The organism is Lentisphaera araneosa HTCC2155 (genome assembly GCF_000170755.1).
Classification (GTDB): Bacteria; Verrucomicrobiota; Lentisphaeria; order Lentisphaerales; family Lentisphaeraceae; genus Lentisphaera; species Lentisphaera araneosa.
On the sequence record NZ_ABCK01000005.1, the window covers coordinates 269073 to 295044 of the forward strand.

At 42.0% G+C, this 25972-nt stretch carries 17 protein-coding genes and 1 pseudogene; 8 read left to right on the plus strand and 10 right to left on the minus strand.

Features of this window, described 5'->3' with window-relative positions:
- Positions 1 to 2 precede the first annotated feature (2 nt).
- Complete coding sequence (locus LNTAR_RS06875; protein WP_007277939.1) at positions 3 to 1253, minus strand: DUF1552 domain-containing protein; 1251 nt, start codon at positions 1251 to 1253, stop codon at positions 3 to 5.
- A 438-nt stretch (positions 1254 to 1691) separates the two neighbouring features.
- Here LNTAR_RS06875 and LNTAR_RS06880 point away from each other — a divergent pair, with 438 nt between their 5' ends.
- The 4 genes and pseudogenes from LNTAR_RS06880 (at position 1692) to LNTAR_RS06895 (ending at position 6275) form a co-directional block, all read left to right on the plus strand.
- Positions 1692 to 3332 carry an arylsulfatase gene (locus LNTAR_RS06880; protein WP_007277940.1) on the plus strand — a complete coding sequence of 547 codons (1641 nt, stop codon included), beginning with the start codon at positions 1692 to 1694 and terminating at the stop codon, positions 3330 to 3332.
- 172 nt (positions 3333 to 3504) lie between these two features.
- Positions 3505 to 3888 (plus strand): transposase, encoded by a 384-nt coding sequence (locus tag LNTAR_RS06885; protein ID WP_007277235.1) that lies wholly within the window; start codon positions 3505 to 3507, stop codon positions 3886 to 3888.
- Complete coding sequence (locus LNTAR_RS06890; protein WP_007277234.1) at positions 3885 to 4721, plus strand: IS3 family transposase; 837 nt, start codon at positions 3885 to 3887, stop codon at positions 4719 to 4721. Before LNTAR_RS06885 ends, LNTAR_RS06890 begins: the two co-directional genes overlap by 4 nt.
- A 160-nt stretch (positions 4722 to 4881) precedes the next feature.
- Positions 4882 to 6275, plus strand: a pseudogene (locus LNTAR_RS06895) (sulfatase family protein).
- A gap of 451 nt (positions 6276 to 6726) precedes the next feature.
- Here LNTAR_RS06895 and ltrA read toward each other — a convergent pair.
- The 7 genes from ltrA to LNTAR_RS06925 all read right to left on the minus strand — a co-directional run bounded on the left by ltrA (position 6727) and on the right by LNTAR_RS06925 (position 18540).
- Positions 6727 to 8067, minus strand: coding sequence for a group II intron reverse transcriptase/maturase (gene ltrA, locus LNTAR_RS06900; protein WP_007277055.1), 1341 nt, complete (start codon positions 8065 to 8067; stop codon positions 6727 to 6729).
- Positions 8068 to 8069: 2 nt separating this feature from the next.
- A complete protein-coding gene (locus tag LNTAR_RS27115) occupies positions 8070 to 8246 on the minus strand; it encodes a hypothetical protein (RefSeq protein ID WP_007276686.1) in 177 nt (58 codons plus the stop codon).
- Between the two features lie 677 nt (positions 8247 to 8923).
- On the minus strand, positions 8924 to 10837 hold the full coding sequence (locus tag LNTAR_RS06905; RefSeq protein WP_007277943.1) for a sulfatase-like hydrolase/transferase: 1914 nt from the start codon (positions 10835 to 10837) through the stop codon (positions 8924 to 8926).
- 167 nt (positions 10838 to 11004) lie between these two features.
- Positions 11005 to 12492, minus strand: coding sequence for a sulfatase family protein (locus tag LNTAR_RS06910; protein WP_007277944.1), 1488 nt, complete (start codon positions 12490 to 12492; stop codon positions 11005 to 11007).
- 151 nt (positions 12493 to 12643) lie between these two features.
- The gene (locus LNTAR_RS06915) at positions 12644 to 14332 is read right to left on the minus strand and encodes a beta-galactosidase (protein WP_007277945.1); all 1689 of its coding nucleotides are present in this window, start codon (positions 14330 to 14332) and stop codon (positions 12644 to 12646) included.
- A 52-nt stretch (positions 14333 to 14384) separates the two neighbouring features.
- The gene (locus LNTAR_RS06920; protein WP_007277946.1) at positions 14385 to 15947 is read right to left on the minus strand and encodes a sulfatase family protein; all 1563 of its coding nucleotides are present in this window, start codon (positions 15945 to 15947) and stop codon (positions 14385 to 14387) included.
- Between the two features lie 1108 nt (positions 15948 to 17055).
- Positions 17056 to 18540, minus strand: coding sequence for a sulfatase (locus LNTAR_RS06925; protein ID WP_007277947.1), 1485 nt, complete (start codon positions 18538 to 18540; stop codon positions 17056 to 17058).
- A 415-nt stretch (positions 18541 to 18955) separates the two neighbouring features.
- Here LNTAR_RS06925 and LNTAR_RS06930 point away from each other — a divergent pair, with 415 nt between their 5' ends.
- Positions 18956 to 20149, plus strand: a complete 1194-nt coding sequence (locus tag LNTAR_RS06930) for an aldo/keto reductase (RefSeq protein WP_157473336.1) — start codon at positions 18956 to 18958, stop codon at positions 20147 to 20149.
- 210 nt (positions 20150 to 20359) lie between these two features.
- On the opposite strand, the gene LNTAR_RS06935 is transcribed toward LNTAR_RS06930, so the two are convergent.
- Entirely contained in the window at positions 20360 to 22432 is a 2073-nt protein-coding gene (locus LNTAR_RS06935) for a serine/threonine-protein kinase (protein WP_007277949.1), read from the minus strand.
- 193 nt (positions 22433 to 22625) lie between these two features.
- Between LNTAR_RS06935 and LNTAR_RS06940 the strand changes: the two genes are divergently transcribed.
- The 3 genes from LNTAR_RS06940 to LNTAR_RS06950 all read left to right on the plus strand — a co-directional run bounded on the left by LNTAR_RS06940 (position 22626) and on the right by LNTAR_RS06950 (position 25453).
- Positions 22626 to 24020, plus strand: a complete 1395-nt coding sequence (locus tag LNTAR_RS06940; protein WP_007277950.1) for a sulfatase — start codon at positions 22626 to 22628, stop codon at positions 24018 to 24020.
- A 294-nt stretch (positions 24021 to 24314) separates the two neighbouring features.
- Positions 24315 to 24914, plus strand: a complete 600-nt coding sequence (locus LNTAR_RS06945; RefSeq protein ID WP_007277951.1) for an RNA polymerase sigma factor — start codon at positions 24315 to 24317, stop codon at positions 24912 to 24914.
- Between the two features lie 185 nt (positions 24915 to 25099).
- On the plus strand, positions 25100 to 25453 hold the full coding sequence (locus LNTAR_RS06950) for a four helix bundle protein (protein WP_007277952.1): 354 nt from the start codon (positions 25100 to 25102) through the stop codon (positions 25451 to 25453).
- On the opposite strand, the gene LNTAR_RS06955 is transcribed toward LNTAR_RS06950, so the two are convergent.
- A complete protein-coding gene (locus LNTAR_RS06955; protein ID WP_007277953.1) occupies positions 25410 to 25967 on the minus strand; it encodes a hypothetical protein in 558 nt (185 codons plus the stop codon). The two genes, LNTAR_RS06950 and LNTAR_RS06955, sit on opposite strands and share 44 nt — an antisense overlap.
- Between the last annotated feature and the right edge of the window lie 5 nt (positions 25968 to 25972).

Here is a 25972-nt window from a genome sequence, read left to right on the forward strand (position 1 = left end):
AATTAAACCATCCCAAAACTATTAATGGTTCCCGTACTATTTGAGAAGCGATCAATCTCTAAACCCAAAGACTGTAAAATAGTCAAGTAAAGGTTACACAAAGGGATTTTCTTTCCTGGCTCTGTTGAGTAGATTTTGTGCTCACCATGATTAAATCCACCTCCAGCCACAATGACTGGGAGACACTCATTACTATGCGGCGAACCATCGCTCATGCCACTACCGAATAATACCACAGTGTCATCTAAGATTTGACTCTCTTTGAGCTTAGCAATAAAGTCCGACAATGTTTTCATAAGAAAGGTATCGACCTTTTTAAGGTCTGCGACTATTTCAGGACTCTTACCGTGGTGTGAACAACCGTGGTAACCGCGATTGTCGACTCCTATCCCACTTAAATCAATTCCAAAGGGAACGTGAAAAACGGCTGATCTCGTTGAGTCCGTCGTTAAAGCTAAATGCAAGAGCTCAAAAAAGATGCCAAAAAGCTCATCTTGACTCCCTGCATTATTATTGAAGTCTCTCACTCGTGGTTTGTCCATATTAATCCATTTTCTACGGAGCTGAATTTTTTGCTCCAACTCGCGAATAGAAGTAAAATACTGATCCATTTTTTGTTGATCCGCACGACCTAGCTTGGCGTTCATCGTCTTCGATTGAACTAAAACCGCATCTAAAATACTTTTGCGAATATCGGTTTGGCGGAGGTTCTGCTGAATCTGATCTGGGCTATCTTGTTTGAACAACTTATTAAAAAGAATCAGTGGATCTTCGATGTTGGGCACCGCAATACCGTTTTTCGTCCATGTGGTCGTATTCATTAAACCCAAGCGATTTTTCTCTGATGGGCATACCGCAAATGAATGAAAACGTGTCTTGTGCCCTACCGCGTCGGCAAATTTTTGATCGAGGCTAATATTCTTTTCGGGATAAAGAATATTAGATGTAGCATCTTGTAACTTTACTCCGCTCAAAAAAGCGTGTATACCCTTGTGCCCACCTCTTAAACCGTGGTCTAAGTTTTTAAAAATCGTGATATCTTTTTTGTGAGCTTCCAAGGGCTGAGTCGTTTCTGTCAGTTGGTAATCCTTTCCGCCTCTCTGAGGGAAAAATGTGGGTGGATAAACTCCTAAAGGGCCACAGAAGCCTACGAAACGCCTGATTTTCTCAGGTTTTTTCACATCGGCAAACAGCTCTAAATTAGGCAAAGCTAGAGCGACACCGGCGCCTCTCAATAAAGTTCTTCGATTCATTCTAAGACTCACGATAAATATTCATCCTATAATTATATACGGCACAAAAATAAACTGATAGAATCAAGGATTATGCACATCACTGATTCCAGGTCTTATCTCGCCTAGCTTGTTGAAAGCAAGAAGAAGAAAAGTAGATACGACATCATCTCAACCTATGTAATAATTCATTCACAGAGCGATACAGAACTTATGGACACGACTTAAAAAGAAAATGAATAATTAATTCAAAATACTTAGAGAGCTGTAGATTTACCTTAAAAAAATAAGGTGTCGAAGGCTTGATCCTCACCCCATTTTGAATGGAATGATGTATAAATTATGATTCTATCTCTAATCGATAAACCCTTGATTTATTATTTAGCCCTGTCCAGAACTCAAGTTATCTTTGGTGTAGGTATGTAAACATTTCACCCAAATTTAGAAAGGAAATTAAATATGCGCGCCTTCAGTCAGGTCCTGATTATCGCCGGTCTTTTTATACTCAGCGTCCACTCAAAAGAAAATACAAAAACAAACGTAATCATCATTTTATTTGATGACATGGGTTATTCCGATCCCGAATACATGGGAGGCGAAGCTCAAATGCCCCATATCTCAAAACTCGCTGATGAAGGCGCCACTTTTCTAAACTGTATGAATAATGCCAAATGTGCACCCACCCGCTGCGCCCTCATGTCGGGAATGAACTCTAAACGATTGGGCATCCAAGGTGAAGCAGGTGGAGATTTTATTGAAAACAAGGCCGCCTGCATTGCCGAAGTCCTGGGTGACTCAGGTTATACCACCATACTCTCTGGCAAATGGCATATTCGCACAGAACCAATGGAGGCAGGTTTCCAATTTCGTTTCGGTGAACGCTACAGAGCCTCATATTTTAAGGACTCAGTGAAGCAATTAATGCATCAGGATCAATCCATTGATAAAAGTAGTCTGCCCGATGACTGGTACAGCACCATTGCCTACACTGATCACGCCATCAAAACGGTCAAAGAAGAAGCCATTGATAAAAATAAACCTTTCTTTTTGTACTATTCAGTTCACACACCTCATTTTGATTTTCACGCACCTAAGAAATATGTCGACAAATACAAGGGCCGCTATGATGCTGGCGTCAGTGAAATGAGCAATCAAAGATACCAGACAATGGTGGGTAAAGGCATTATTGATCCGGCGACCTGGAAGCTCCCTCCACTTTCACATGATGGCGAACAAAGCAAAGTATTTAACTGGGATGACTTTAACAGCAAGGAACAAAGGCTCTATACTCGTAAGTTAGAGGTCATTGCGGGCATGCTCGATGTAGCTGACGAACAAGTAGGTAGAATCATCACTATGCTCAAAGAAACGGATCAATATGAAAATACGCTAATATTTTTCCTCTCAGATAACGGTGCCTGTGCAGTGCGTGGAAAATACGGCAATACAAAATTGGATAAGATGGAAATGGAAGAAATCGCTCAACTGGGCGTCCCTCCTTATGCCCATGCAGGCGATAGTGGCTCAGTAGTCGCCGCTTTCCAAAACACTCCATTGCGAGGAGCCAAACAATCTTTATGGGGAGGAGGAATGCGCACGTCCATGATTGTTAACTGGCCTGGGAATATGGCAAAATCTGCCACAGAGGCATATGTCCGTGAACCTGTACAAATCATGGATATAGCTCCAACTATCTATGCGGCAACAGCAACAAACTACCCAAAAAACATCGGCGAACGCACTCTCAATCCAATGGATGGATCAAATATTTTACCGCTCCTGAAAGGTGAGTCAATTCTTGATCGGGAATTCGTCTTTTCTTACAAACATTACCGCATGGCAAGAAAGGGTAAATGGAAAGTGATTGCTTCAATGAAAGACGAAAAGAAATATCCCGAGGGTCACTGGCAACTTTTTGATCTTGAAAATGACCCTGCAGAAATGACTGACCTCTCTGCAAGTATGCCTGAAATCACTAATGAACTACGCCAAAAAGCCATGGATCTACACAATCAGTACCCTACTTTAGAACGAAAAAAGCGTAAGAAACCTAAAAAAGATAAAAAGTCTAAAGAGAAAAAAATAAAGCAATCTCAATAGCTACTCGAGCGACATAGATCAAGAACTTATTTTCCCCCGTCAATAGATATAAAAACCCCAAGCTTATCATACATTTATCTGGCCTCTTGCGTCACATAAGTCGTCAGTGGCCTGTGCAAGGTAGTAATTGTCTTGTCCTGATATAGGTTGTCATCTAAAATAGGAAAAACCTATGAAAGATACAATAAGATATAGTGAATCATTTAAACAAAAAGTGGTAAACGAGATCTCCAAAGGTAAATTTATAAGCTGTGGAGAAGCGAGCCAAGCTTATGGGATATCAGGCTCTTGTACAGTAAGAGCCTGGGTCAAAAAGTATGGTAGAACAGACTTATTACCAAAGGTGATTAAAGTGGAAACAGAAAATGATATTGATGAGATTAAAGCTCTTAAAAAGCATATTGCTGAGTTAGAGAAAACAGTAACCGAACTAGCGATAAGTGATGTTATGAATAAAGCTTACTTTGATATAGCTTGTGATGAGTTCGGCGTATCTGATAAAGAAGCCTTCAAAAAAAAAGTCGGTGTGAAGCGGTCAAAAGAGTCAGATCAATGAATAGCCACTTTACTGTTAAACAACTTTGTAATCACCTCCATATGAGTCGGCAAAATTTCTATAAAAATAAATCTTTAAGCACCAAAAAAGAAGTAGATAGAAAACTTGTGATCGATCTTATTAAAGAACAACGTTGCATTCAATCTGAGCTCGGAATTCGAAAGCTGCAGAATATGTTAGTAGATAACTTCAAAGAGAATTCTATACAGATAGGACGAGATCGCTTATTCGATATAGCTCGCGAAGAACGCCTATTAATCAAAAGAAAGAGGAAGTACTGTCGAACTACTGACTCTAGGCATCGTTTTAAAGTCTACAAAAATCTAATAAAGGATAAGGTGTTAACCGCACCTAACCAGGTGTGGGTTTGTGATATAACCTACATCAGAGTTGCAAAAAGCTTTGTTTATCTAGCGTTAATCACAGATGCCTTCTCTAGAAAAATTATTGCTTATAATGTGGGAGAGAGTTTAGAAGCTGTAGGATGTATCAAAGCATTAAAGATGGCTTTAAAAAGTCTCCCAAAAGGGTCATACCCCATCCATCACTCTGACCGTGGGTCTCAGTACTGCTGTCACGATTACATTGAAATCTTGACGAATAGAAATCTTCCTGTCAGTATGACTGAAGAAAACCATTGCTATGAAAATTCAAAAGCTGAAAGAGTCAACGGAATACTGAAGTATGAATATCATTTACGCGAAACATTTAAGAACTTTAAAGATGCTAAAAAAGCAATTAAGCAGGCTATTTACTTATACAATAATTGTCGCCCTCATACAGCTTTGGAATATTCATTTCCAAGTGTTGTTCATGAAACACAATGTGCATAAATATTAGTCAATTAACATAAACAAAAGTGACAACTATTTTTCAGGACTTGACAATCACTAAATTTAACAATGAGGAAGCTCTATGAAAAAAGCTCTAGTCTTTTTATTCCTGCTCCTAAGCGGAGTCAGTTTCGCTAGCGAACGCCCTAATATTCTTTGAATGTTTTCCGATGACCATGCCTTCCAAGCTATCGGTGCTTATGGTGGGCGATTTAAAGATCTCAATTTAACTCCAAATATCGATCGTATTGCTAAAGAAGGAATGACTTTTGATAGAGCTTATGTGGGGAACTCCATCTGTGCTCCAAGCCGTGCCACTCTCTTGACTGGCAAACATAGTCATATTAACGGTAAGACGACCAATGGCGGCCCCTTTGATCACGACCAGCAACAGTTCCAAAAATCCTTCAAAAGCAAGGCTATCAAACGGCCATGATTGGGAAAATCCATTTAAAAGGTGCCATGCAAGGCTTCGATTATTGGGAAGTTTTACCTGGGCAGGGCAAGTACTGGCATCCTGAATTTGTAACTACTAACGGAAAAACTACTTACAAAGATGAACACTCCACAGATGTGATCACTAAGCGCGCTAAGAACTGGTTACAAAATGATCGTGATCAAGAAAAGCCTTTCATGCTTATGGTTCATTACAAAGCCCCACATAGAGCTTGGCAACCAACCACACGTTGGAAAGAAAAATTTAAGGCGATGACTTTCCCTGAGCCAGATACACTTTTTGATGATTACCAAGGACGTGGAACTGCCGCTAATAAGCAAGATATGTCGATTGACGTAACCATGCGTATGAGCCGTGATGTAAAATCAAAACTTCCCGAACGTACAGAAGAGTTGAGCAAAATAGACCCCTATGACAAAAAAGCTTTAATCCGCTTAAAATATCAGTGGTATATGCGTGATTATTTAGCCTGTATCGCAGGTGTAGATGAAAACATTGGCTTCTTACTCGATTACCTAAAAGAAACTGGTTTAGATAAAAATACCATTGTCATGTACTCAGCAGACCAAGGCTTTTACTTGGGGGAGCACGGCTGGTTCGATAAACGCTTTATGTATGAAGAATCATACCGCACGCCATTTTTAGCTCATTGGCCAGGAGTCACTGCACCTGGATCACACAATTCCGATCTAGTTCAAAACATTGATTTCGCTGAAACTTTTCTAGCCATGGCAGGCATTAAGGCTCCAGAAGATATGCAGGGCGAGAGCTTGGTCCCCTTACTCAAAGGCGAGACTCCTGCGGACTGGAGAAGTCACCTTTACTACCATTATTACGAGTATCCCGCGGTCCATAGTGTCCGACGACATGAAGGCGTCTCTGGCAAGCGCTTCAAACTCATTCGTTTTTATGGTATTGATGTGCCAAATGGCGAAGAATGGGAGTTTTTTGATCTGAAAAATGATCCCAAAGAAATGACGAGTCAATACGGCAACCCTGAATACGCTGCGGAAATCGCAAAGCTGAAAATCGAATTAGCCAATCTTCGAGAAAAATACCAAGTCGTAGAAATCCCTCAAAAAGTACGTAAGAAATAAGCACATTCAGTGCCGAAGGTACGGCATAGAGCTCTATGTCATGCCCTTGGCATTCCAAATGAGCAGTTTTGAGTACCTAAGGTACGGCATACGCTAGCCTGGCTCGTGAGAGCTAGGAGATAAGGTCGATAAAAAAAGTGAGTGCCGAAGGTACGGTATAGAGCTCTATGTCATGCCCTTGGCATTCAATTTGAATCGTGCATTCCGTCACCCAAGGCTACCGCCATTGGGCTATATTATACCATGCCTTCGGCATTCCAAATGAGCAGTTTTGAGTACCGAAGGTACGGCATAGAGCTCTATGTCATGCCCTTGGCATTCAATTTGAATTGTGCATTCCGTCACCCAAGGCTACCGCCATTGGGCTAAGTATAAGGGTAGGGAAGACTCCTTGCGGAGTCTCCCCTCCTTCCGAACCGTACGTGCGGTTCTCCCGCATACGGCTCTCCAGTCAGTGCTTACTCCGAAGAGACTGAAATTCCAGTTTCCAAGCTTCTTCCAGTGAAAAGAAGCCTAGATCTGTAAAGTAGGCTTTATTGTATTTACGAGTATCAATCATGCGATGAGAACCTTTCTTGCGATTATATTTGGCTATAATGCTGCGCAGTCTTCTGCGTGTAAATTCATCTATACCTCGCATTGCATACACAGTGGAGTGCTTGAAGTATTGATACCATCCGACAAGATTTGGCCGAAGGTAAGCAATTATGTCCTCTATTGAGTCCTTATTGCTTCTCCTCGTTTTCTTGCGTATGGCATCTTTGCATTTCTTCAGGCTCTGCTTCCTTGGCCAACGTTTAATGCGATGTGTATTTCGCGTTCTCTCGAAATGGTATCCGAGAAACTCGAAGTACTCGCACTTCTCTGTCATGTCGGCAATTCGCGTTTTTTCTGGATGAAGTTTCAGCCCATTGGCTTTCATCCACCTTCGCGTTTTGCGCAATGCCCTTTTGGCTGATTCTTTACTTTTACACATGATCAGGAAATCGTCTGCATAGCGCACTATCTCGAATCCAGCCTCGGTCATCTTGTGATCAAAGGGATCAAGATAGATATTTGCTAACAGAGGACTGATAATTCCTCCCTGCGGTGTACCTTCTTCAGGTTCCCAATGTTTGAGACCATCAAAGATATTGGCTTTGAGGAATTGTTCGATCAGATCAAGAATTTTACCATCAATGATCTTTTCCTTGACTCGACTCATGAGTTTCTCATGTGGTATAGTATCGAAGTAGCTTTGGATGTCGGCATCCATAACATAGAGATAGCCCTGCTTTAACAATTCATTCACTCGTCTAAGTGCATCCTTGCAACCCAGCTTTGGACGAAATCCAAAACTGTAGGGCGAGAAGTCGATATCGAATATCGGCTCTATCACATGTTTCAGAGCTGTTTGAACTACTCGATCACGCACTGTGGGTATTCCCAGAGGTCTGGTCTTTCGACCATCACCTTTTGGGATTTCCACTCGGCGCACTGCACTGGGATCATACCTTCCGTCTTGCAGTTCTTCGAGAAGCTTAGCATTATTATACTCCAGCTCTGATTCGTAGCGCTCGATTGATACCATGTCCACTCCATGTTTGCCCTTATTTGAACACACTTTCTCCCAAGCCTCCATAATATTATTCTTACGCATCAGCTTATCTGATAAGCTGTACCACTTGCCTCTTTCAACTCCTCTATGAAGAGTTTTCAGCATCTGATCCGTCCAGACAGAAGGTGACGCCCACGCTTGTATTTCAACAAAGCGTTCATCTCGTCCTAATATTTGTTTAGCCATTTCTGACATTCTTATATTCCTTCTATTCTTTTCTTCTCAGTTTCACCTTCCTGCCCCCCTTTGCTCCAGTGACTTTCACCACCTTCATCGCTACTATGAGGGCTCTGACTCCTGCGTGGCGGATTAATCCGTACTGCCCACACAGGTCTCCCTACTTGATCCACAACACCTTCACACCATTCCGTCACCAAACACCTGTCAGCGTCTATACACCGCTTTTCTTTCCGCCTTTCTTCAGCGTGTATAACTTGAGCAGTTGGCTTACTTCGCCCTCAGGCTACGCAGCTCTTCCTCCCACTCTCTGGTCTTCGCCATGATATAGCAGGCTCGACACCCTGACCGGCCGAAACGCGTTCGTCATCCTACGGACTGATATTTCGTCTAGGCCCTACTACCCACCCCGTTTCACAACGACGCAGTTGACTTCGACTACAGGGCTGACGGTCAACCCTGACGAGGTCTTTCACCTCGCTGATGTTGTGTACGCATAGGCGTACTATATCATGCCTTCGGCATTCAATTGAGCAGTTTTGAGTACCGAAGGTACGCCATAAAGAAGCTTGGCTCGTGAGAGCTAGGAGATAAGGTCGATCAAAAACGTGAGTGCCGAAGGTACGGCATAGAGAAAACAAAATTCATCCACAGATTCCCCAGATTAACACAGATAAAACTGCCAACAGATAACTAATCACTTTTTTAAAGCAGGAAGGATTCCTGCGCTCCCAGCAAAAAAACCTGCAGGCCTCTTGCTTCTTTCAGCGTAGCGATCTTTCAGCGTAGCGATCTTTCAGCGTAGCGATCTTTCAGCGCAGCGATCTTTCAGCGTAGCGGTTTTTCAGCGTAGCGGTTTTTCAGCGTAGCGGTCTTACTTCTTTTTCTTCTTACTTTTTTTATCTTTCTTACCTGTACTTATCTTCACTTCCAAACCCAAAGTCTCGGCAATTGCCATCTGCATCCGTGGTACATATCCCCCTGCTTTACTCGCAAGAGCTTGTTTGGCCAAAGGTCGACCTTGCTCACCCATCCAGTCAAGCACATTCAAAGCAAATAACAAAGCAGGAGCTTCCTTCTCGATAATCGCTCCGATAGTCTCATAGCATTTATCCGCATCACCAATTTTCAAAAGTGCCCATGCTGCAATGATGCGCACGTGATCTGATTCGTCATTTAAAGCCTTTATCAATGGTGTTCTTGCGGACTTCGCAGCTTCTTCAAGGAGAAGCAATCCCATAGCGCCCCAATAACGAAGTTCCGGGGACTGGTCCTCAAGTAAGTGAATGAGCTGCTCTAAGTTCGCGGGATCTTTCGCTAGTGCCACATCTATTGCATCCAAACACCCCGCATGATTAAACATTTTGGGATCACGAACTAAGTCATACATGCTTGTATTATGTTTTTCAGCTAGGCGTAGCATTTCATATTCAGGAAGAAGTCCCGCATCATAATACTTTTCCTGCGCATTTCGCAAAGCCTTACGCATCTGTACTGCTACTTCTTTAAACTCTGGGTGATCAATGAGGTTATTGATATTATCTGAGTCCGAGCTCCTATCATAGAGTTCTTCTGTATGCGTCTTTGCATGGAAAAAACGGCTACTGACTTCATTGGTATTTCCCGCTTTATGCTCCGCGACCCAGGACTGCGCGGCAGGCATTTTCCACAAATAATTTAACATCGCTCCTCGAGGGGCAAAGGGCATGTAGTTTCTAATATAAGTGTATCGGCCCTTGCGTACTGAACGCTCATTATCGACGCGTTCGTCCATGCGTCCACGGAAACTGAAGTGATACTCTGCCTCTGCTTCTTTCTCCTTTCCTAAAAAGACACGTCCCTGCATTGATTGTGGAATTTCTGATCCCGTAATACTCAACCAAGTTTTGGGCATATCCACAAAGCTGACCAATTCTTTAATGCGTGCGCCTCGCTTCTCCGCTGGCCAGAGATGCTTATACTTTTCCGGAATACGAATAATTAGCGGTGCATGAATTCCGCTCTCAAAGAGAAAGCGCTTACTCCGTGGTAAAACTCCACCATGATCGGAGCAATAGATGACAATTGTATCATCTGCTAAACCATCTTCTTCCAAAAGCTTCAAAGTATAACCAATTTCCGTATCCATCTTCGATATTTGGTCATGGTATTTAGAGTAATTTTGTCTCATTATGGGTGTGTCTGGGTGGTACTTTGCGAGCTGTACCTTGGCTGGATCAAGTTTGTAGTCCTTGAGGCCATGTGCCTTACTTTCGTGACTCGTCATCGTATTGATCACACAGAAAAATGGTTGATCCTTCTTGCGCAGACGCCAAAAATGAAAGGTACTGCGGATGTCCTTGTTTTCTTTTTTCGATTGAAAGTCCCAAATCTTTTTAGTCGTGCGCCCCTTAGACCCCAAGTTATAATCTGTTTTAAATCCATTTGCGGTAAAATAACCTGCCTTCTGCAGCTGCTGTGGATAAAGTTTGATCTTGTCATAGGGAATTGCATGCGAACTTCGCATTGGGTGCGTGCCCATAGAAACGGCATTCACACCTGTTAACCACGTGCAACGCGAGGGAGCACAAACGGGTGCATTGGCAAAGGTATTCTCATACAAGAAGCCATCGGCCGCTAGCTTGTCAAGATTTGGAGTTTTGGCATTTTCGTTACCATAACAGCCCAACCAAGATGCATTATTATCTTCACTCGTCAGCCATAGAATATTAGGGCGCTCTAGCTCAAAAGCTTGGCTGATTACAGATGAGGCACAAATTGCCCAAGTCACTAGAAGTTTTCTTAACATTTTATATTCCTTTTTCCCTTCACCTTTTCAGCAAAAATTTTCATTCGGATCAATTAATATTTGTAATATAAGCACCGACGAAATGCCATTTTGGGACAGTGAAAATAAAAAAGCTCCATCAATCAGCATGAATGATGGAGCTTAATGAAATGATTATGAAGAGATCTTTAGCGAATGGACTCTTCGGGCAATTCCGTTTTAATGCCTTGATCAATCGGCATCTTATCGGGATTAGCTCCCGTAGATTTGAGAGTTTTTGCCAACTCCATGGCAAGCATGGATTTAATATCAGCGTATGCTGGATCCTCGGCTAAGTTACTGCTCTCTGAAGGGTCGCGCTCCATATTGTAAAGCTCTTCCATGTGACGCAATTTACCGCCATCACCATGTGGGTAAGCAACGTACTTCCATTTGCCATGGCGGATGCCGCGAACATTTGGCGTGTAAGGGAACTGAACCTCATAATTGTATTCATAGAGCCAAGTTTTACGCCACTCAGCATCTTTGGTGTCGTCGAGTAAAGTTGCCCAGGAAAGACCTTGAGCTGAAGGCATTTTCTTGCCGACTGTGAGTTCCATAATTGTTGGTGCCATATCAATGGAAAGCACTTGCTCTTTAATCACTGTACCGCCTTTGATTTTCTTTGGGAAACGAACCGTGAGTGGAATACTGACACTCGCTTCATGCATGGTTCTTTTATCAATCATACCGTGCTCACCGAGGAGGAAACCATTATCAGAAGTAAAGATGAGAATGGTGTTATCCAAAATGCCCATCTCTTCCAGGTGATCATAAATGCGACCTACGCTGTCATCTACCGAATTGATCGTGGCCGTGTAGCTGCGAACAAAGTGTTCAAAATCGACAATCGCAGAAGCTTTATCGTTGGGAAAGTCTTTACGGAAACCATAAAGAGGACCATAAATACCGTGCCAGGTTGGGAGACGGTCGACAATCCATTTTGGTTTATCGCCGAGCTTCCAAGAACTATCGGGATAAGGAACTGGTGTATCGTTGTAAATGCTATCGTATTTGGCTTCCGGAATGAAAGGTCCGTGAGGAGCTTTGTGACCGAGACACAGAGCAAAAGGCTTGCTTTTGTCAACTTTATTGAGGAAGTCAATCGCCATGTCAGTCACTTTGTGAGCGTAGTAGCCTGGGACTTTCTTTCTTTCGCCATTAACATTGAAAGTGGTATCCCAGTACTTACCCTGCCCTTTGTGGGTTACCCAATAGTCAAAACCTGGGCGTTTGCTATCGTCTTCTTCTCCCATATGCCACTTGCCAATCCAACCCGTTGTGTAGCCTTCCTGCTGAAGTAGCAGCGGAAAACTCTTGAGGTCATGGGGGTAATCGGTAAAGTTATCGTACACTTTGTGTGTGTGAGTATACGTTCCGGAAAGAAAGGCCGCGCGACTTGGGGAACAGAGAGAAGTTGTACAATACATATTCTCGAACTGCACACCCTCAGCTGCAATTTTGTTAATACTTGGGGTATCGATTCCAAGTAGAGGCTTCTTGTGATAACCTACTGCATCTCCACGCTGATCATCCGTAAGAATGAACACCACATTGGGACGTTGATTTTCTTTAGCACAAGCTGAAAGTGCCATCGCACCTAACATGCCTGTGAAAAGCAATTTCTTTAAAAACATTATTTCTCCTAATTTATAAATAATACTCTCTAATTTATTCACTTGACCTGGGCTTAACTTAACAGCAATAAGCTTAATGTTTATAATTTAAATAAATATTCTCCTCAATAATCGCTTTCTTGCATGAGTTTCTGATCAAGAAATAAAAAAATCATAGTTTTTCTACTTCTATAAGGTGAAAGTGTACATCCTCATCTGAAAGTTTTTTAATGATGAAATCAGCAGGTTCCTCATTCGCCTTTGCACTAAATTCATAAATAAACTCGGCCTTCTTCCATTCTCCTGAGTTTTTGCATTCAATAGTCTTGAGACCGGCCTGAGGGGTTTTTACTCGCCAACGGCCAGTACCTTTGTCGAGATAGCTAATTGTCAATTTTAATTTTTTAGCCTTCTTCGCAAAAGCTTCATTCAGTTTAAAAAACATGCTGCCGCCCTTAATGCCAAATGAGCGGGTAAAACGCCCATAAAGCGAATTATCCACACTCCACCAGGGCTGACTGCTTTGATCGGGCTTCACTTGATGAACAAAACGTTCGTAATTACCTGAGATAATCCCCCAGCCCACATCATTAACTCCGGTACGATTGCGATTAGCCATGCCACCGCCCATAGCTGATTTAGTATCATTTTGCTGAGCTCCATAGGCTTGAAATTTTTCAGCAATATCCGCATAACGTTTTTTATCAAATCTTGCCATTTCTTTACCTGAACCAAATTCAGCTAGAGGAAATTCTTTTGTATCAGAGGCATCTAAACCTTTGCGAAGAGCGCAAAAACCCTTCTTAGATTTTTGCGGATCCCGCATGGGAGCGTACTCATTAAAAAACTCAAATGCATGAGAATTATCCGAATCTACCAAGGCACCCTGAGGGATATTCCACACATCCAAGTTCATGTGCAGCGAAAAGAGTCCCGACCAATAGAGAACTATAGGAACATCTCTTTTTGACCAATTCATCTTGTAGAGTTCACCATCCATTTCACCTCGAGAAAAGTGGTGCCCATTACTCGCCTTTGTTTGTTCCCAGGCTTTTAAGCGGTCCCTATTTTCACTAACGTGATAACCATGACTCGACATTCCCATTTTCAATCCATAATCACCTAAATTCTGCTCTAACCAAAGATTAGATTTTTCAGTATTTGCATCGGAGTTCACCGCTATGGGCAGCGGCCTCTTTACTTCTTCCTGAAAATACTTTTTCATCTTGCCCCAAACCTTGATGCGATAATCATCCCATTGCTCACGGCTAATAGCGTACTTTTTATCCAAGGGATTGCCTTTATAGCCCCAACCGTCACCCGTCGAACCTTCGCAACTTTGAACAAAAAGAATGCGCTTGTGAAGTTCCTCGGGTAAAGCATCAATATATTGGGCCCAGGCCTTCAGTAATTTGAAGTACTTTTCCTGGTAGAGCGCATCAAAATAATAGGGAAATGCGGTTTGATTCGTCGCTTCACCCAAAGCATTAGTTTTACGATCCGTCTCGACTTTGGGAACTCCGATTTCATAGAGCCATTTAGGTGTCCCTGGTGCCACCCAAATCATGGTGTGCACGTAGTAATCATTCTCATGAGCTTGCTTGAGTAATTCACCAAAGCGCTCATCAAATTTATACTCACCCTCACGTGGCTCCAGTTTTCTCCAAGTTAAAACAATGGCAACCCCGCGTAAATCAGGTGCGGTCTGACGATTCGTTTTTCTAGGTGACCAATTGCACCAGGAATAAATCCCAGCCGCTTCATGAGGAAAAGTCGGCACTTGAACTTTGGTCTTTTTAAGTTCATCCGCACTTAGTGAAGCCACTAAAAAGAGTGCCGCAAAGATTATATTTTTAATCATTTCTTTTCCTGTTCTAAAACTTGATCTAAAGCCATTGCTTTGAAAAATTTAACTATCTTATACTGGCAACTTTAAGTACTTCTTGCATGATCTCATCAACCATCTTTTTATATTCAGGGTTCTTGAGTAAATCTTTTTCTTCCTGTGGGTCATCTTCGAGATTATACAGAGCAAAAGGCTTATTATTAAGTGATTTGTCTTTCATATCCCAATGAACACAGAGCTTCCACTTGCCTTTGCGCATCATGCGAGCTTCTGGATCTTTTGAACCACCCTTTTTTGGCTTGCGTATACGAGCTTCGATTTTACCCTGCGAGTACATATACTCGCGAGTTGATTTAGAATCACCTTTTAATTGTGAGAGGAAACTAATTGAGTCCTGACCACAAGCGCCCTGTAGAGTAGATTGACCCGTTAATTCTGCGAGAGTCCCATAAATATCTTGCTGACCAATGAGGTTATCATTCACTGTACCCGGCTCAATAACCGAACCTTCTTTTGTACCATCTCCCCAAGCTGCAATGAAAGGAACGCGATGACCACCTTCCCAAATGGAACCTTTGAAACCAGAGTAAATCCCACTGGAGTCTTGACCAAAGGGATACGCCCCCGGAGATGCTCCATTATCTGCAGTGAAGATAATGAGAGTATTTTTGAGCTCACCCTTTTTTTCTAAATTCTCCATAATTAGACGAAGTGTTACGTCCGTTTCATAAACAAAGTCGCCATAAGAACAGAAGTTGTAATTCCCCTTTTTATCAGGATGACGCTCAGCCGTAATCCCTTCAACTTGAATACCATTAATTTCTTTAGCTGCCGTATTGGGCCCATGGATACTTTGGGTACAGAAATATAAAAAGAAGGGCTTATCCTCATTTTCTTTATAATGATTATCGATAAAGCCAAGAGCTTTATTCGCGAGAGTTGGTCCCACCTGTAAAAAATCCCAATATGGCATGCCCACCTGATAGTAACCACGATGAGTATTTTGGCCTTTCGCTGCACGTGTCCAACGACCTTCCTGTAATCTCAAATCATCCTGATCGCCAATCATCACATCATTTTCAAAGTGAGCATAAGGCGATTCTTGGATACCATTGGGCAGAATAAAGGAATAATCAAAACCCAAATCTAATGGCCCCATTTTAAAGGGACGGCTAAAGTCGAGTTTTTTATAGTCTTTCTCATTCTCCGCAAGCTTATCTGATCCACGCTCATAAAAAGTTCCGCCGATATGAAATTTTCCCAGCATAGCCGTGTTGTAGCCCGCCTGTTGCATGAGCTTACCAATAGTAACTTTCTGATCAGGGAGGATCTGACTCTTGGTACTATAATTCCATACGCCGCGAGGATTTAAACCACGCTGAACATAGTTCCCCGTCAAAATACTGTAGCGCGTTGGTGCACAAGTTGATGCCGTCGTGTGGTGATCCGTAAAGCGCATGCCGCGAGCCGCGAGCTTATCTAGTGTGGGTGTGTAGAACTTCGAATCCGGATTATAACAATTGACATCGCCGATGCCATAATCATCTGAATTAATCAAGATAACATTAGGTTTTTCATTGGCTGTGGCCGCCGAGGCCAAAAATAAGAGAGTAAGAAACTTTTTGATCATAATTCATTTTTCCTGTGTTTTAAAATCTACACCTTTAATCGTACACAACTGGGACGCTCTTTACATAGAAAAACATTATTTTTCAATATAAGCTCAAACAAACCCAAGTTTGAGCGTAGTGACAAGTTGCCTTAGGAAGCACCTGTCGGCTTAGGAAGCGCCTGTCGGCTTAGGTAGCGCTTCGCTTAGGTGACAGGAAACAGGTGTTTGATAAGCAGCTGGGAGCCCCGCATTCCAATGCGGCACCCTATTACGGACTCCGCAAAGATATTTTTTATAGAGCTAAATTGAACCACGGATAAACACAGAGAGATGTCGCTTCGCTCAAGGTAGCGGCAACAAGTTACCTTAGGAAGCGCACTGCGTTCTTAGGTATCTCTTCACTCAAGGTTTTCACAAAAAAACATATAAGTATTTTGGCAATTATTTTCATTCAAACCTAAAGCATTTAACTGTAATCGTGCCAAAGGCACAAAGCATAATTCAGCCTATGGTTTTTAACCATAGGACCTTACATTTAAGCCCCATCCCGTTCTAAAGGAACGACGCATATATCATAAAACATTATTAATTAGGCGCTCGTATTACTTATGTAAATTCATTAGGATTCTTGTGCTTTTTTATGCTCTTTAGTGATTCGATTTTTTTCTAATATTAGATAATTTTATTTAACCACAGAAAATCACAAAACAACACAGAAAATTTTAATCTGTCAAATGATTCCTGAAATCAAAGCGAAGCGCTACCTAAGCGAAGCGCTACCTAAGCGAAGTAGTCACTACCTGGGTGAATCCGTGTGAATCTGTGGATGAAAAATTTTACATGTAGTTAATACCGCATTGGAATGCGGAGCTCCCAGCTGCTTATCAAACACCTGCTACCTAAGCAAAGCAAAGCGATCCCTATCTGTGTTTATTCGTGTTTATCCGTGGTTGAATATCTTCACATGCAGTTAATGCCGATTAGCAATCGGCGCTCCCAGGTGTTGCCATAAGCCAATTAGTTTTTTATCTATCATCTGAAACCTAAGCGAAGCGCAACCTAAGCGAAGCGCAACCTAAGCGAAGCGCAACCTAAGCGAAGCGCTACCTAAGCACGAAGTGCGCTACTATTTTTTCTTAGGTTTTTTGTTACCATCGAATTTATTTATGGGTGAGGTCGGCTCATTAGTTTTGGGGACGAAAGCGTGCAGCCTCTTCTTTATGGATGCGAACTCGGGATTGCGAGCCTGATTGGTCCATTCCATTGGATCTGTTTTATGATCATAGAGTTCTTCGCCACCCTTGTAGATAATGTAACTGTAGCGACCGTCATAGATGCGATGGTTGCCCATACCGTAAGTCGTTAAGGTAGGCTTATCCCAAGTCATATCCGGATTGTGTACCAGTTCAGCAAAGCTACGTCCATCATTTTCTGAGTAAGGAGGCAAACCACATAAATCGGCAAGTGTTGGGTACATATCAATGAGGTTAACCACACCATTACAGCGCTTGCTCTTAGGCGTCACTCCAGGCACTTTAATCATCATCGGTACACGAGCCGATTCTTGCCAAAGCAATGTTTTACCATAGCGCTGTTTTTCACCTAGGTGCCAGCCATGATCTCCCCAGAGAATGACAATGGTATTATCTGCGTATTTACTCTTATTTAAACCCTCGAGTAAAACGCCTAAACAATCGTCGACAAATGAGACATTGGCCATATAAGCCTGCACCACCTCTTTGTGCTTATCAGCTTTTTCAAAACGTTCCCAGGTGGTACTTAAGGCATATAAGGGCTTGCCTTTATCGCTAATAATATCATCGCGGTCATTGGCAAGGGTTTTGGGAAGATCAATTTCATCCAGCGGATACATGTCAAAATATTTTTGTGGTACATACCAAGGCAGGTGGGGCTGACTGATTCCCAAGGCCATGAAAAAAGGTTTGCCATCGAAGTCGCGAGTATTGAACTGCTCTGAGGCCCATTTTACCGTATTGTAATCTTTCATTTTTGTTTCATCATTACCTTGAGTGGCTCCCCAATCAAAACCGGTTCTATGGTAACCTCTTTCATGATCCAAGGGTTTGATGCCATTGGCTGGTCGCTGCTTATTAATTGGCGCTGCATAACCACTGGCTTTGTGCCATTCATCAAAAGCCCATTCTCCATGATCTAGTTTACCTGCCACGGCTGTGCCATGTTTATGAAAAATCTTGCCCATGGATAAAGAATGATAACCATGCTTACTAAAGTATTCAGGGATCGTCAGCACATCTTTTGTCTTTGGTGCATCCTTAAGATTAGTTTTATTGCCGTACACTCCGGTCTTGTAGCAGTGTTTACCCGTTAGTAGTGAGGAACGCGATGGACCGCAAACGGTGGATGAACAATGAGCGTCGAACATCACCATACCGCCATTGGCATTAAACTTATCAAAGTTGGGAGTTTTGATTTGAGGATTGCCTTCAAAGCAGCCGATCCAGTCGTTGAGGTCATCAATGGCAATAAAAAGCACATTCATATCTTTTGTTGACTTGGCCTGCAGTGTATTCGCACCACACAAAGTAAAAAGCATTATTATCATTGAAATATTGAGCAGTTGTTTGTTCATAGCTAACCCTTTTAGCAATCAAAGTTATTTATAGAATCACTGAGCATCATTATTAGTTCAAGACAATTGATGATTTTCAGCAAGTCATTTCATCACTAAACGCAATCAACTATCCCCATCTATACATTCACCTTAAATTTTAAAGTGAATTAGTTCACAATGACAGATCCATTATTTATATTTTCTAGAAAAGTATCACTTTAGATCATCAGCCCATACAATTGTATTATAAAAAATTTATCTTTGTAAAGGTCTTATTTTTGGATGCGATTTATATATAAGTCAAAATACGATTCTTGAAATGAAGTTTGGTTTTTCTCACACTGCATTTTGCTCAGCTCAAGCAACTATCTCCTCTTTTTATTTAAAACTATCTTTAAGCTCAAAGTACAAAAAACCGAAAACAAAGGACTCCATGAACTCAAATAATTTTTCCAGACGCCGTTTCTTTGGCACTTCGGTCACCTCCACTCTGGGACTGACACTTGCACCCTCCATACTCAAAGCCCAAAGTCCTAACCCTGAGCCTGATCCTGTGGCAAAAGAATTTAAACCCGAAACCATAGAAAAAGTCTGGCGTAATAAGCAATCCGATATGACTTACAGAATGCTCGGGCGCACCGGATTCATGGTCTCTGAAATCACCTTGGGCACCTTGCCTTTCAAGGAGCCGTCATTTATCCCATTAATCGAAAAAGCAGCTGAACGAGGTGTCAATTATCTCGATACAGCTAGTGGTTATGCTAAGGGAAGAGTGGAAAACACTTTGGGGAATTATCTGAAAAACACTACTGAGCGCGAAAAGTTTTTCATTTCGACTAAACTCAGTAATTATTATAAAAAAGTTGACGCATTAATAAAAGAAATGCTCAAAGGAGTTTCCGCTAGTAAACGTCAGCAAATGCATGACAAGGCACTGCAGATGATTGAAGAAAGAGCCGTTGCCAAACCGGGATATCATATCAATTATTTTCGTGGTCAGGAGAAACAGTTTGAGAAAAGCTACTTCCGTCACGTCGTTTTAACTGAATACGGCTATAAAAAAGAATGGCGTGAGCAAATCAAAAACTCTGCACGTCAATTATTAGATGAAAGCTTAAAACGCCTGCAGACCGATTACGTCGATATCCTTCACTTCCCCCACGGCTGTTCCATGCCGGAAATGATGGACGATGAAATTCTGCGTGAATTATTTGCAGAATTTAAACAGCAGGGCAAAATTCGCGCCTCAGCTGTTTCCTTTCACAATGATGTTCAATACAATCTCGAAAAAACCATCGATGTCGCTTATTACGATGCCGTAATGGTCGCCTATAACATCGCCAATCATGCCGCACTGGAAAGACCAATCGCCAGGGCCAAAAAAGCGGGCGTTGGAGTACTGGCAATGAAAGTGGCCAGAGCCCTCGTGAAAAATAATCCAGAATGGCGTATAGAAAAACTTAACTGCTCTATTGTCAAGGATAATCTGAGTAAGTTTTCCAAGGCCTATCTCTGGGGTTTGCAAAACCCTAATATAAGCTGCTGTGTTGCACAGATGGAAACCTTGAAAATGTTAGAGGAGAACCTGCAAATCGTCGATAAAAAGGTTGAGCTTACAAAAGAATAAAGCGTAGAAGTACATTCCGTTCTTTATCTTTAACCTGAATCCGTGAGCTGGCTTTGGAATAATCTCGTAGGTTTTTTATTTTCAGAACTTTACAACTTTTTGCAGGAATACCCGTAGGTCTTTTGAAAAAAGTTGTAAGTCAATGAAGGTGATAGACCAAGATGATTAACTTAATGTAGCTCACGGATTCAGGTTTAAGATCAAAAAGCTTTAATTACGCTCTATCACCTTCATCTTTTTAGGCTCAAAGTCCAATTGGCCTGGAAGAGTGATCATCGTTCCCACATTGGCGTACCTACAAAGTTCCTCCAGCTTAACTCTGGTGCCACGTACATCTAAAGTTTTTAAGTCGAGGGTATTCAGCGTGTTAATATTTCTCACTTTGGTATTGCTGATATTCAGGGATTTTATATTTAAGGTGTCGAACATCGAACTTTGAGTAAAGTTCGGTCCTCCTAAGGAGGAGAGAATTAATAATTCGGGATTGTTGGAAAGATCTAAAGATCTCTTTTTCGGGTCATAGACAAAGTTAAAATCTTCTGGCAATTTAGGATTATTGAAACGCAAATAAAACTTCACTAATTCAGCTTGTCTCATAGCATCTGGGTAATACTGGCTTTGATGATTCAGCACATACATTTTCAACCAGCCCCTACCTCGCGGTATGTCGGCGACATATTGCTTTAAATCTTTTAGGCTAAGTTGCTCATTGTCATCAGGCTTAACACCAGAATATTTTTGAGTGACTCGTAGCAAAACGAAAATATGGGGTGACCGAGTCATACATTTGCTAAAGGCCTGATTTGCCGCATTAAATTCCTGGCGAATGAGATGTATAAAGCCCTTTTCTGCAAGCGCATTGGCATTATCCGGATCGTTTCTCAAAGCCAACTCGACCAATTCCAAAGCACCCTCGAAATCAAACTTTCGACTGCGTACAATCGAGGCACCTACCATGAGTTTATTAAAGTTTTCCTCAAGATTAGCATCGCCCTCAAATGATTTTTTGAATTCCAAAATCGCATCACCCATTTTGAGCCTAAGCATCTTGCGTCGTTTGCGTTCTTCTTCATAAAGCTCAAGAGATTTTTCAGCTTCATTTTTTGAGCTTATCGCATTCTCTTTTGCGGTCGTCGCATTTTCTTTGGCTGCAAGGGCTTTGAGTTCACTCGCTTTGAGCTGCTGAATAAAGGTAAAAGTTGAAGCTCCAATAATAACTAAGGACATGAGAATAATTTGGCAGCGGACCTTGTTCCTGAAGTAAAGTAATTTGAGTGATTTTGCGAAACTCGCACTTTCTGCTTGAGTCGCAAAACCTCGAAGATATTTTTGGATTTCACTGCGGAATTCATTCACATCTAAATAGCGTTTTTCAGCTTCTAATTTGAGGGCCTTCATACACACGGCATTTAAACTTAAGTCAACTTTACAATTCGCGCGATCTTTGGCCTCTTGCACTTTTCCTTCACGGGTGTTTTTGAGAATTTCCTGACTATCTCCCCCCTCCACATGCGCCATTCCAGTCAGTACTTGATAAAGAATGGCTCCGAGTGCATAGATATCGGTCTGCTCAGTCTTATCGCCCTGTAAACCGGCTTGTTCAGGAGCCATAAAACCGGGAGAGCCCTTGAGTTCTCCCAAGCGAGTCATGTCATTTAGTTCTTCAATGCCTACTTCCGATTCGTTGAAATAAAGCTCGTCTGAATCGTGTATTATCTTTGCCAAACCCCAGTCAATGAGTACCACTTTCCCATGGGGAGCCACTAAAATATTATCCGATTTTAAATCTAAATGAAGGATCTGTTTAGTGTGAGCATAAGCCACCGCATCGCAAACTTTAATGAGCACCTCTAATAAATCTTCTAAAACGCCCTCACTTTTGGAATGGTATTTATGAATCAAGTCCCCAAAAGATTCACCTCCCAAAAGCTCCATGGCATAATAAACCCTTTTGTCTTCATCTTGGTCAATGCGATAAATGGGAATGATATTGGGGTGATCAAGACTAGCAGTAATTTGCGCTTCCCGCAAAAAGCGTTCGACGCCCTCTTTGGACTCATCTAGGGGACGGGCTATAGCCACCTTGCGTTTGCCTTTGTGATCGTAGGCACGGATAATCTTCTTTTCCCCCCCACGAGCAACTTCCTCTTCCTCAGTATAGATAACTGAATGAGCTAAGCCTTCTTGTAAAGGGAATAAAACAGCATCGTCGAAAGAAGAATCATCATCAAAGAGATCATCCAAGTTTTCATTGATATTGTTGACTAAATTTTCTAAATCCACATCAGGCCGTATTAAGTTTATTTGATAAAAAGATAAGGCTCAAAACCATGATCCCAATAAGTTTCACTGATGAAGCCCTATCATTTCTCATTAAATACACCGCGAAATTATTTATTTTGGGATTTTCTTAAGCAAAATTGATAATATTGCCCTGCCTCCAGTCGATTAGTAGGTAAATAACTTTAGGAAAACTATGAAATTTTTTATCACATTGCTCGTTCTAATGAGTTCCGCCTACGGGAAGTATAACATCCTTTTCATTTCTGCTGATGACCTCAATAATGACATTGGTCCCTACGGCAATACTTTTGTCAAAACTCCAAATCTCGATCGCTTGGCAAAAATGAGTACCACTTTTACCAAAGCTTATTGCCAACAGCCCCTCTGCGGCCCCAGTAGAGCGAGTGTGATGTCAGGTTTGCGACCCAATACGAGCAAATGCTATAAGCTCAATGATAAAATCAGAGAGAAGGTGCCAGATGTCGTCACTCTACCTCAGTACTTCATGAAAAAAGGTTACTTCTCAGGTCGTGCGGGCAAGATCTATCACTACAACAATCCTGCTGGCATTGGCAGCGATGGTGCCGATGACGTGCTCTCTTGGCAGCAACGTCACAATCCTGTGGGCATTGATAAAAAACACGAAGAAAAAATCATTCGCTTCCCAGGTCATAAAAACGGCACAAAAGGTCAACTCGGCATTTCCATGTCTTACTGGGATCCTGTGAGTGAAGATGAAGAGCACACCGACGGCATGGTAACATCCAAAACTATTGAGATGATCGAAAATAATAAGGATATCCCCTTCTTCGTGGCCTGCGGATTTTTTCGCCCCCACTGCCCCTATGTGGCACCCAAGAAATACTTTGACCTCTACCCCATGGAGTCAATTGAACTAGAAAACTTTAGTGAAGCGATAAAAGACTTAGATGATGTCCCTCCCATGGCACTTACGAAATCTGGTAAATACAAACACAGAGCCAATCACGAGCAAGCCAAAAAATGTAAGCAGGCTTATTATGCTTCGATCTCCTTTCTCGACGCCCAAGTCGGCCGCCTTTTAGACTGCCTTGAAGAAAATCACTTACTCGAAAAAACCATCATCGTCTTTTGGTCGGATCACGGTTACTTCCTCGGCGAAAAAGGCCTCTGGTACAAAGCAAAGAACTTCGAACGTGCCCTGCTCTCGCCCATGATGATCTCTATTCCCGGTCAAAAAGCCAACAAATTTGAGCAGCCTGTAGAATTATTGGATATCTACCCCACACTCATTGACGCTAGCTTCGATGAAGCCTACGACAAGCTTGATGGAGAAAGCCTCGTTTCCTATATGAAAAATCCAAAAAAAGAGCGCTTGGCACCTGCCATTTCTCAAAATTACTACACCGTAGATAAGCAAGGCTACTCGATTCGCAGCCAGCGCTGGCGCTATACCGAATGGATGGAGGGCGATGCCGGCTTGGAGCTTTACGATCACAACAATGACCCGGAAGAAAAAGTCAACCTCGCCCAAAAGCCCGAGTACGCCTCAGTCATAAAAGAACTCAGTAAAGAACTCAGAAAGCATAGTCAGATGTCGATAAAATAAATCGGTATCGGCTTCGCCTTAAAGTAGCGCTGCGCTCAAGGTAGCGCTCGTTCCGAGTTAGCTTGCGGCAACAAGTTGCCTTGGCTAGCGTCTTCGACTTAGGAAGCACTCGCGATGCTCGTTTAGGTGGTAGTTTAAAATACACAGAAGGAACAGTGGTCAGCCCTCAGATAATTAATTCCTGCAACAGAATCCTAAGTTCATATAGCGATCCTTGAGGACGAAGTCCGATATGATAAACCTTGACGAACTAACTTTGTTTAATACACTAGGTTTATCTAATTAGGAGAAATCGTGAGCAAAATTGAGCACTCAACGCGACTAACACTTATTCAACGAGTTCAAAGCCAAGATGACGAAGCCGCTTGGAACGAGTTTGTTGAGTTTTATAAATCTTATTTTTACGTCATTATTCGTCGTATGAATATCAACGCAAGTGATTCAGAAGACATCTGTCAGCAGATTTTCCTGAAAGTTTGGAAACAAATCCCAAAATTCGAATACGATCGGGAACGCTCAAAATTTCGTACATGGTTGACCACTTTAGCTCACGGTACTGCAGTAGACTATATTCGCAAAAAAGTACGTGACTCCAACAAGCACGATAAAGCACAAAACGAATGTGAAACGATTCGTTCTTTCTCTCAACCAGAAATTGACTCTATGGCTGAAAAAGAATGGAAAATCTTTATTACCAACATGGCTTTGGAAAACATTCGTAAAAGCTTTTCAGGCAAAGCTGTGCAGGTTTTTGAAATGAGCATGAACGGTCAATCCAATGAGAGTATTGCCGAAGAACTGGAGATAAAAATCGAATCAGTTTATCTCCTTAAAAATCGCGTCAAAAAGAAAATTACCGACGAAATCAAACGTCTTAGAGAGCATTATGAATAGGAAGCTGAGTGCTTGGGAATCAGGTTAAAGGTTCGGTCTGCGCCCTCAAAGTATCGCTTCTCTCAAGGTATCGCCTAGCGGCTTAAGGTATCGGACTTTGTCCTCAAAGTGGAATTTAAAGTATTAAAAGTTTGAATTTAGTTCGGTAAGTTTGTTTATTTCTTTATAAAATGGAGGAGTAAATAATGTATGCACGTTCTTTTGAAGAATTAAATATTTGGCAAAGTTCTCAAGACTTATCAGTTCAAATTTATGCGCTTTTCAAAGCCTGCCATGATTACGGATTTAAAGATCAAATTCAAAGAGCTGCTGTTTCAGTAATGAATAATATCGCAGAAGGGTTTGAGCGGGAAAGCAAAGCTGATTTTGCCAGATTCCTCTTGATATCAAAAGCCTCAAGTGGCGAAGTAAGAAGTATGCTCTACTTAGCTAATAAACTTAATTATCTCACAAAAGACCAAAGTGATGGTTTAATTACTTCATACAAAAAACTATCTACTTCAATTCAATCACTAAGAAAATCCATTCTACAAAATTAACCTTGAGCGAAGCGATACTTTGAGCGAAGCGATACTTTGAGCGAAGCGATACTTTGAGCGAAGCGATACTTTGAGCGAAGCGATACTTTGAGCGAAGCGATACTTTGAGCGAAGCGATACTTTGAGCGAAGCGATACTTTGAGCGAAGCGATACTTTGAGCGAAGCGATACTTTGAGCGAAGCGATACTTTGAGCGAAGCGATACTTTGAGCGAAGCGATACTTTGAGCGAAGCGATACTTTGAGCGAAGCGATACTTTGAGCGAAGCGATACTTTGAGCGAAGCGATACTTTGAGCGAAGCGATACTTTGAGCGAAGCGATACTTTGAGCGAAGCGATACTTTGAGCGAAGCGATACTTTGAGCGAAGCGATACTTTGAGCGAAGCGATACTTTGAGCGAAGCGATACTTTGAGCGAAGCGATACTTTGAGCGAAGCGATACTTTGAGCGAAGCGATACTTTGAGCGAAGCGATACCTTGAGCGAAGCGATACCTTAAGCTCTTAGGCGCCACCTTAA

Bases quoted from the DNA above. Each gene is read 5' to 3' on its own strand.
- LNTAR_RS06920 (WP_007277946.1), bottom strand. From the start codon at position 15,947: ATGATCAAAAAGTTTCTTACTCTCTTATTTTTGGCCTCGGCGGCCACA.
- LNTAR_RS06950 (WP_007277952.1), top strand. From the start codon at position 25,100: ATGTATGCACGTTCTTTTGAAGAATTAAATATTTGGCAAAGTTCTCAA.
- LNTAR_RS06925 (WP_007277947.1), bottom strand. From the start codon at position 18,540: ATGAACAAACAACTGCTCAATATTTCAATGATAATAATGCTTTTTACT.
- LNTAR_RS06905 (WP_007277943.1), bottom strand. From the start codon at position 10,837: ATGTTAAGAAAACTTCTAGTGACTTGGGCAATTTGTGCCTCATCTGTA.
- ltrA (WP_007277055.1), bottom strand. From the start codon at position 8,067: ATGTCAGAAATGGCTAAACAAATATTAGGACGAGATGAACGCTTTGTT.
- LNTAR_RS06930 (WP_157473336.1), top strand. From the start codon at position 18,956: ATGAACTCAAATAATTTTTCCAGACGCCGTTTCTTTGGCACTTCGGTC.
- LNTAR_RS06875 (WP_007277939.1), bottom strand. From the start codon at position 1,253: ATGAATCGAAGAACTTTATTGAGAGGCGCCGGTGTCGCTCTAGCTTTG.
- LNTAR_RS06915 (WP_007277945.1), bottom strand. From the start codon at position 14,332: ATGATTAAAAATATAATCTTTGCGGCACTCTTTTTAGTGGCTTCACTA.
- LNTAR_RS06910 (WP_007277944.1), bottom strand. From the start codon at position 12,492: ATGTTTTTAAAGAAATTGCTTTTCACAGGCATGTTAGGTGCGATGGCA.
- LNTAR_RS06940 (WP_007277950.1), top strand. From the start codon at position 22,626: ATGAAATTTTTTATCACATTGCTCGTTCTAATGAGTTCCGCCTACGGG.
- LNTAR_RS06885 (WP_007277235.1), top strand. From the start codon at position 3,505: ATGAAAGATACAATAAGATATAGTGAATCATTTAAACAAAAAGTGGTA.
- LNTAR_RS06880 (WP_007277940.1), top strand. From the start codon at position 1,692: ATGCGCGCCTTCAGTCAGGTCCTGATTATCGCCGGTCTTTTTATACTC.
- LNTAR_RS06890 (WP_007277234.1), top strand. From the start codon at position 3,885: ATGAATAGCCACTTTACTGTTAAACAACTTTGTAATCACCTCCATATG.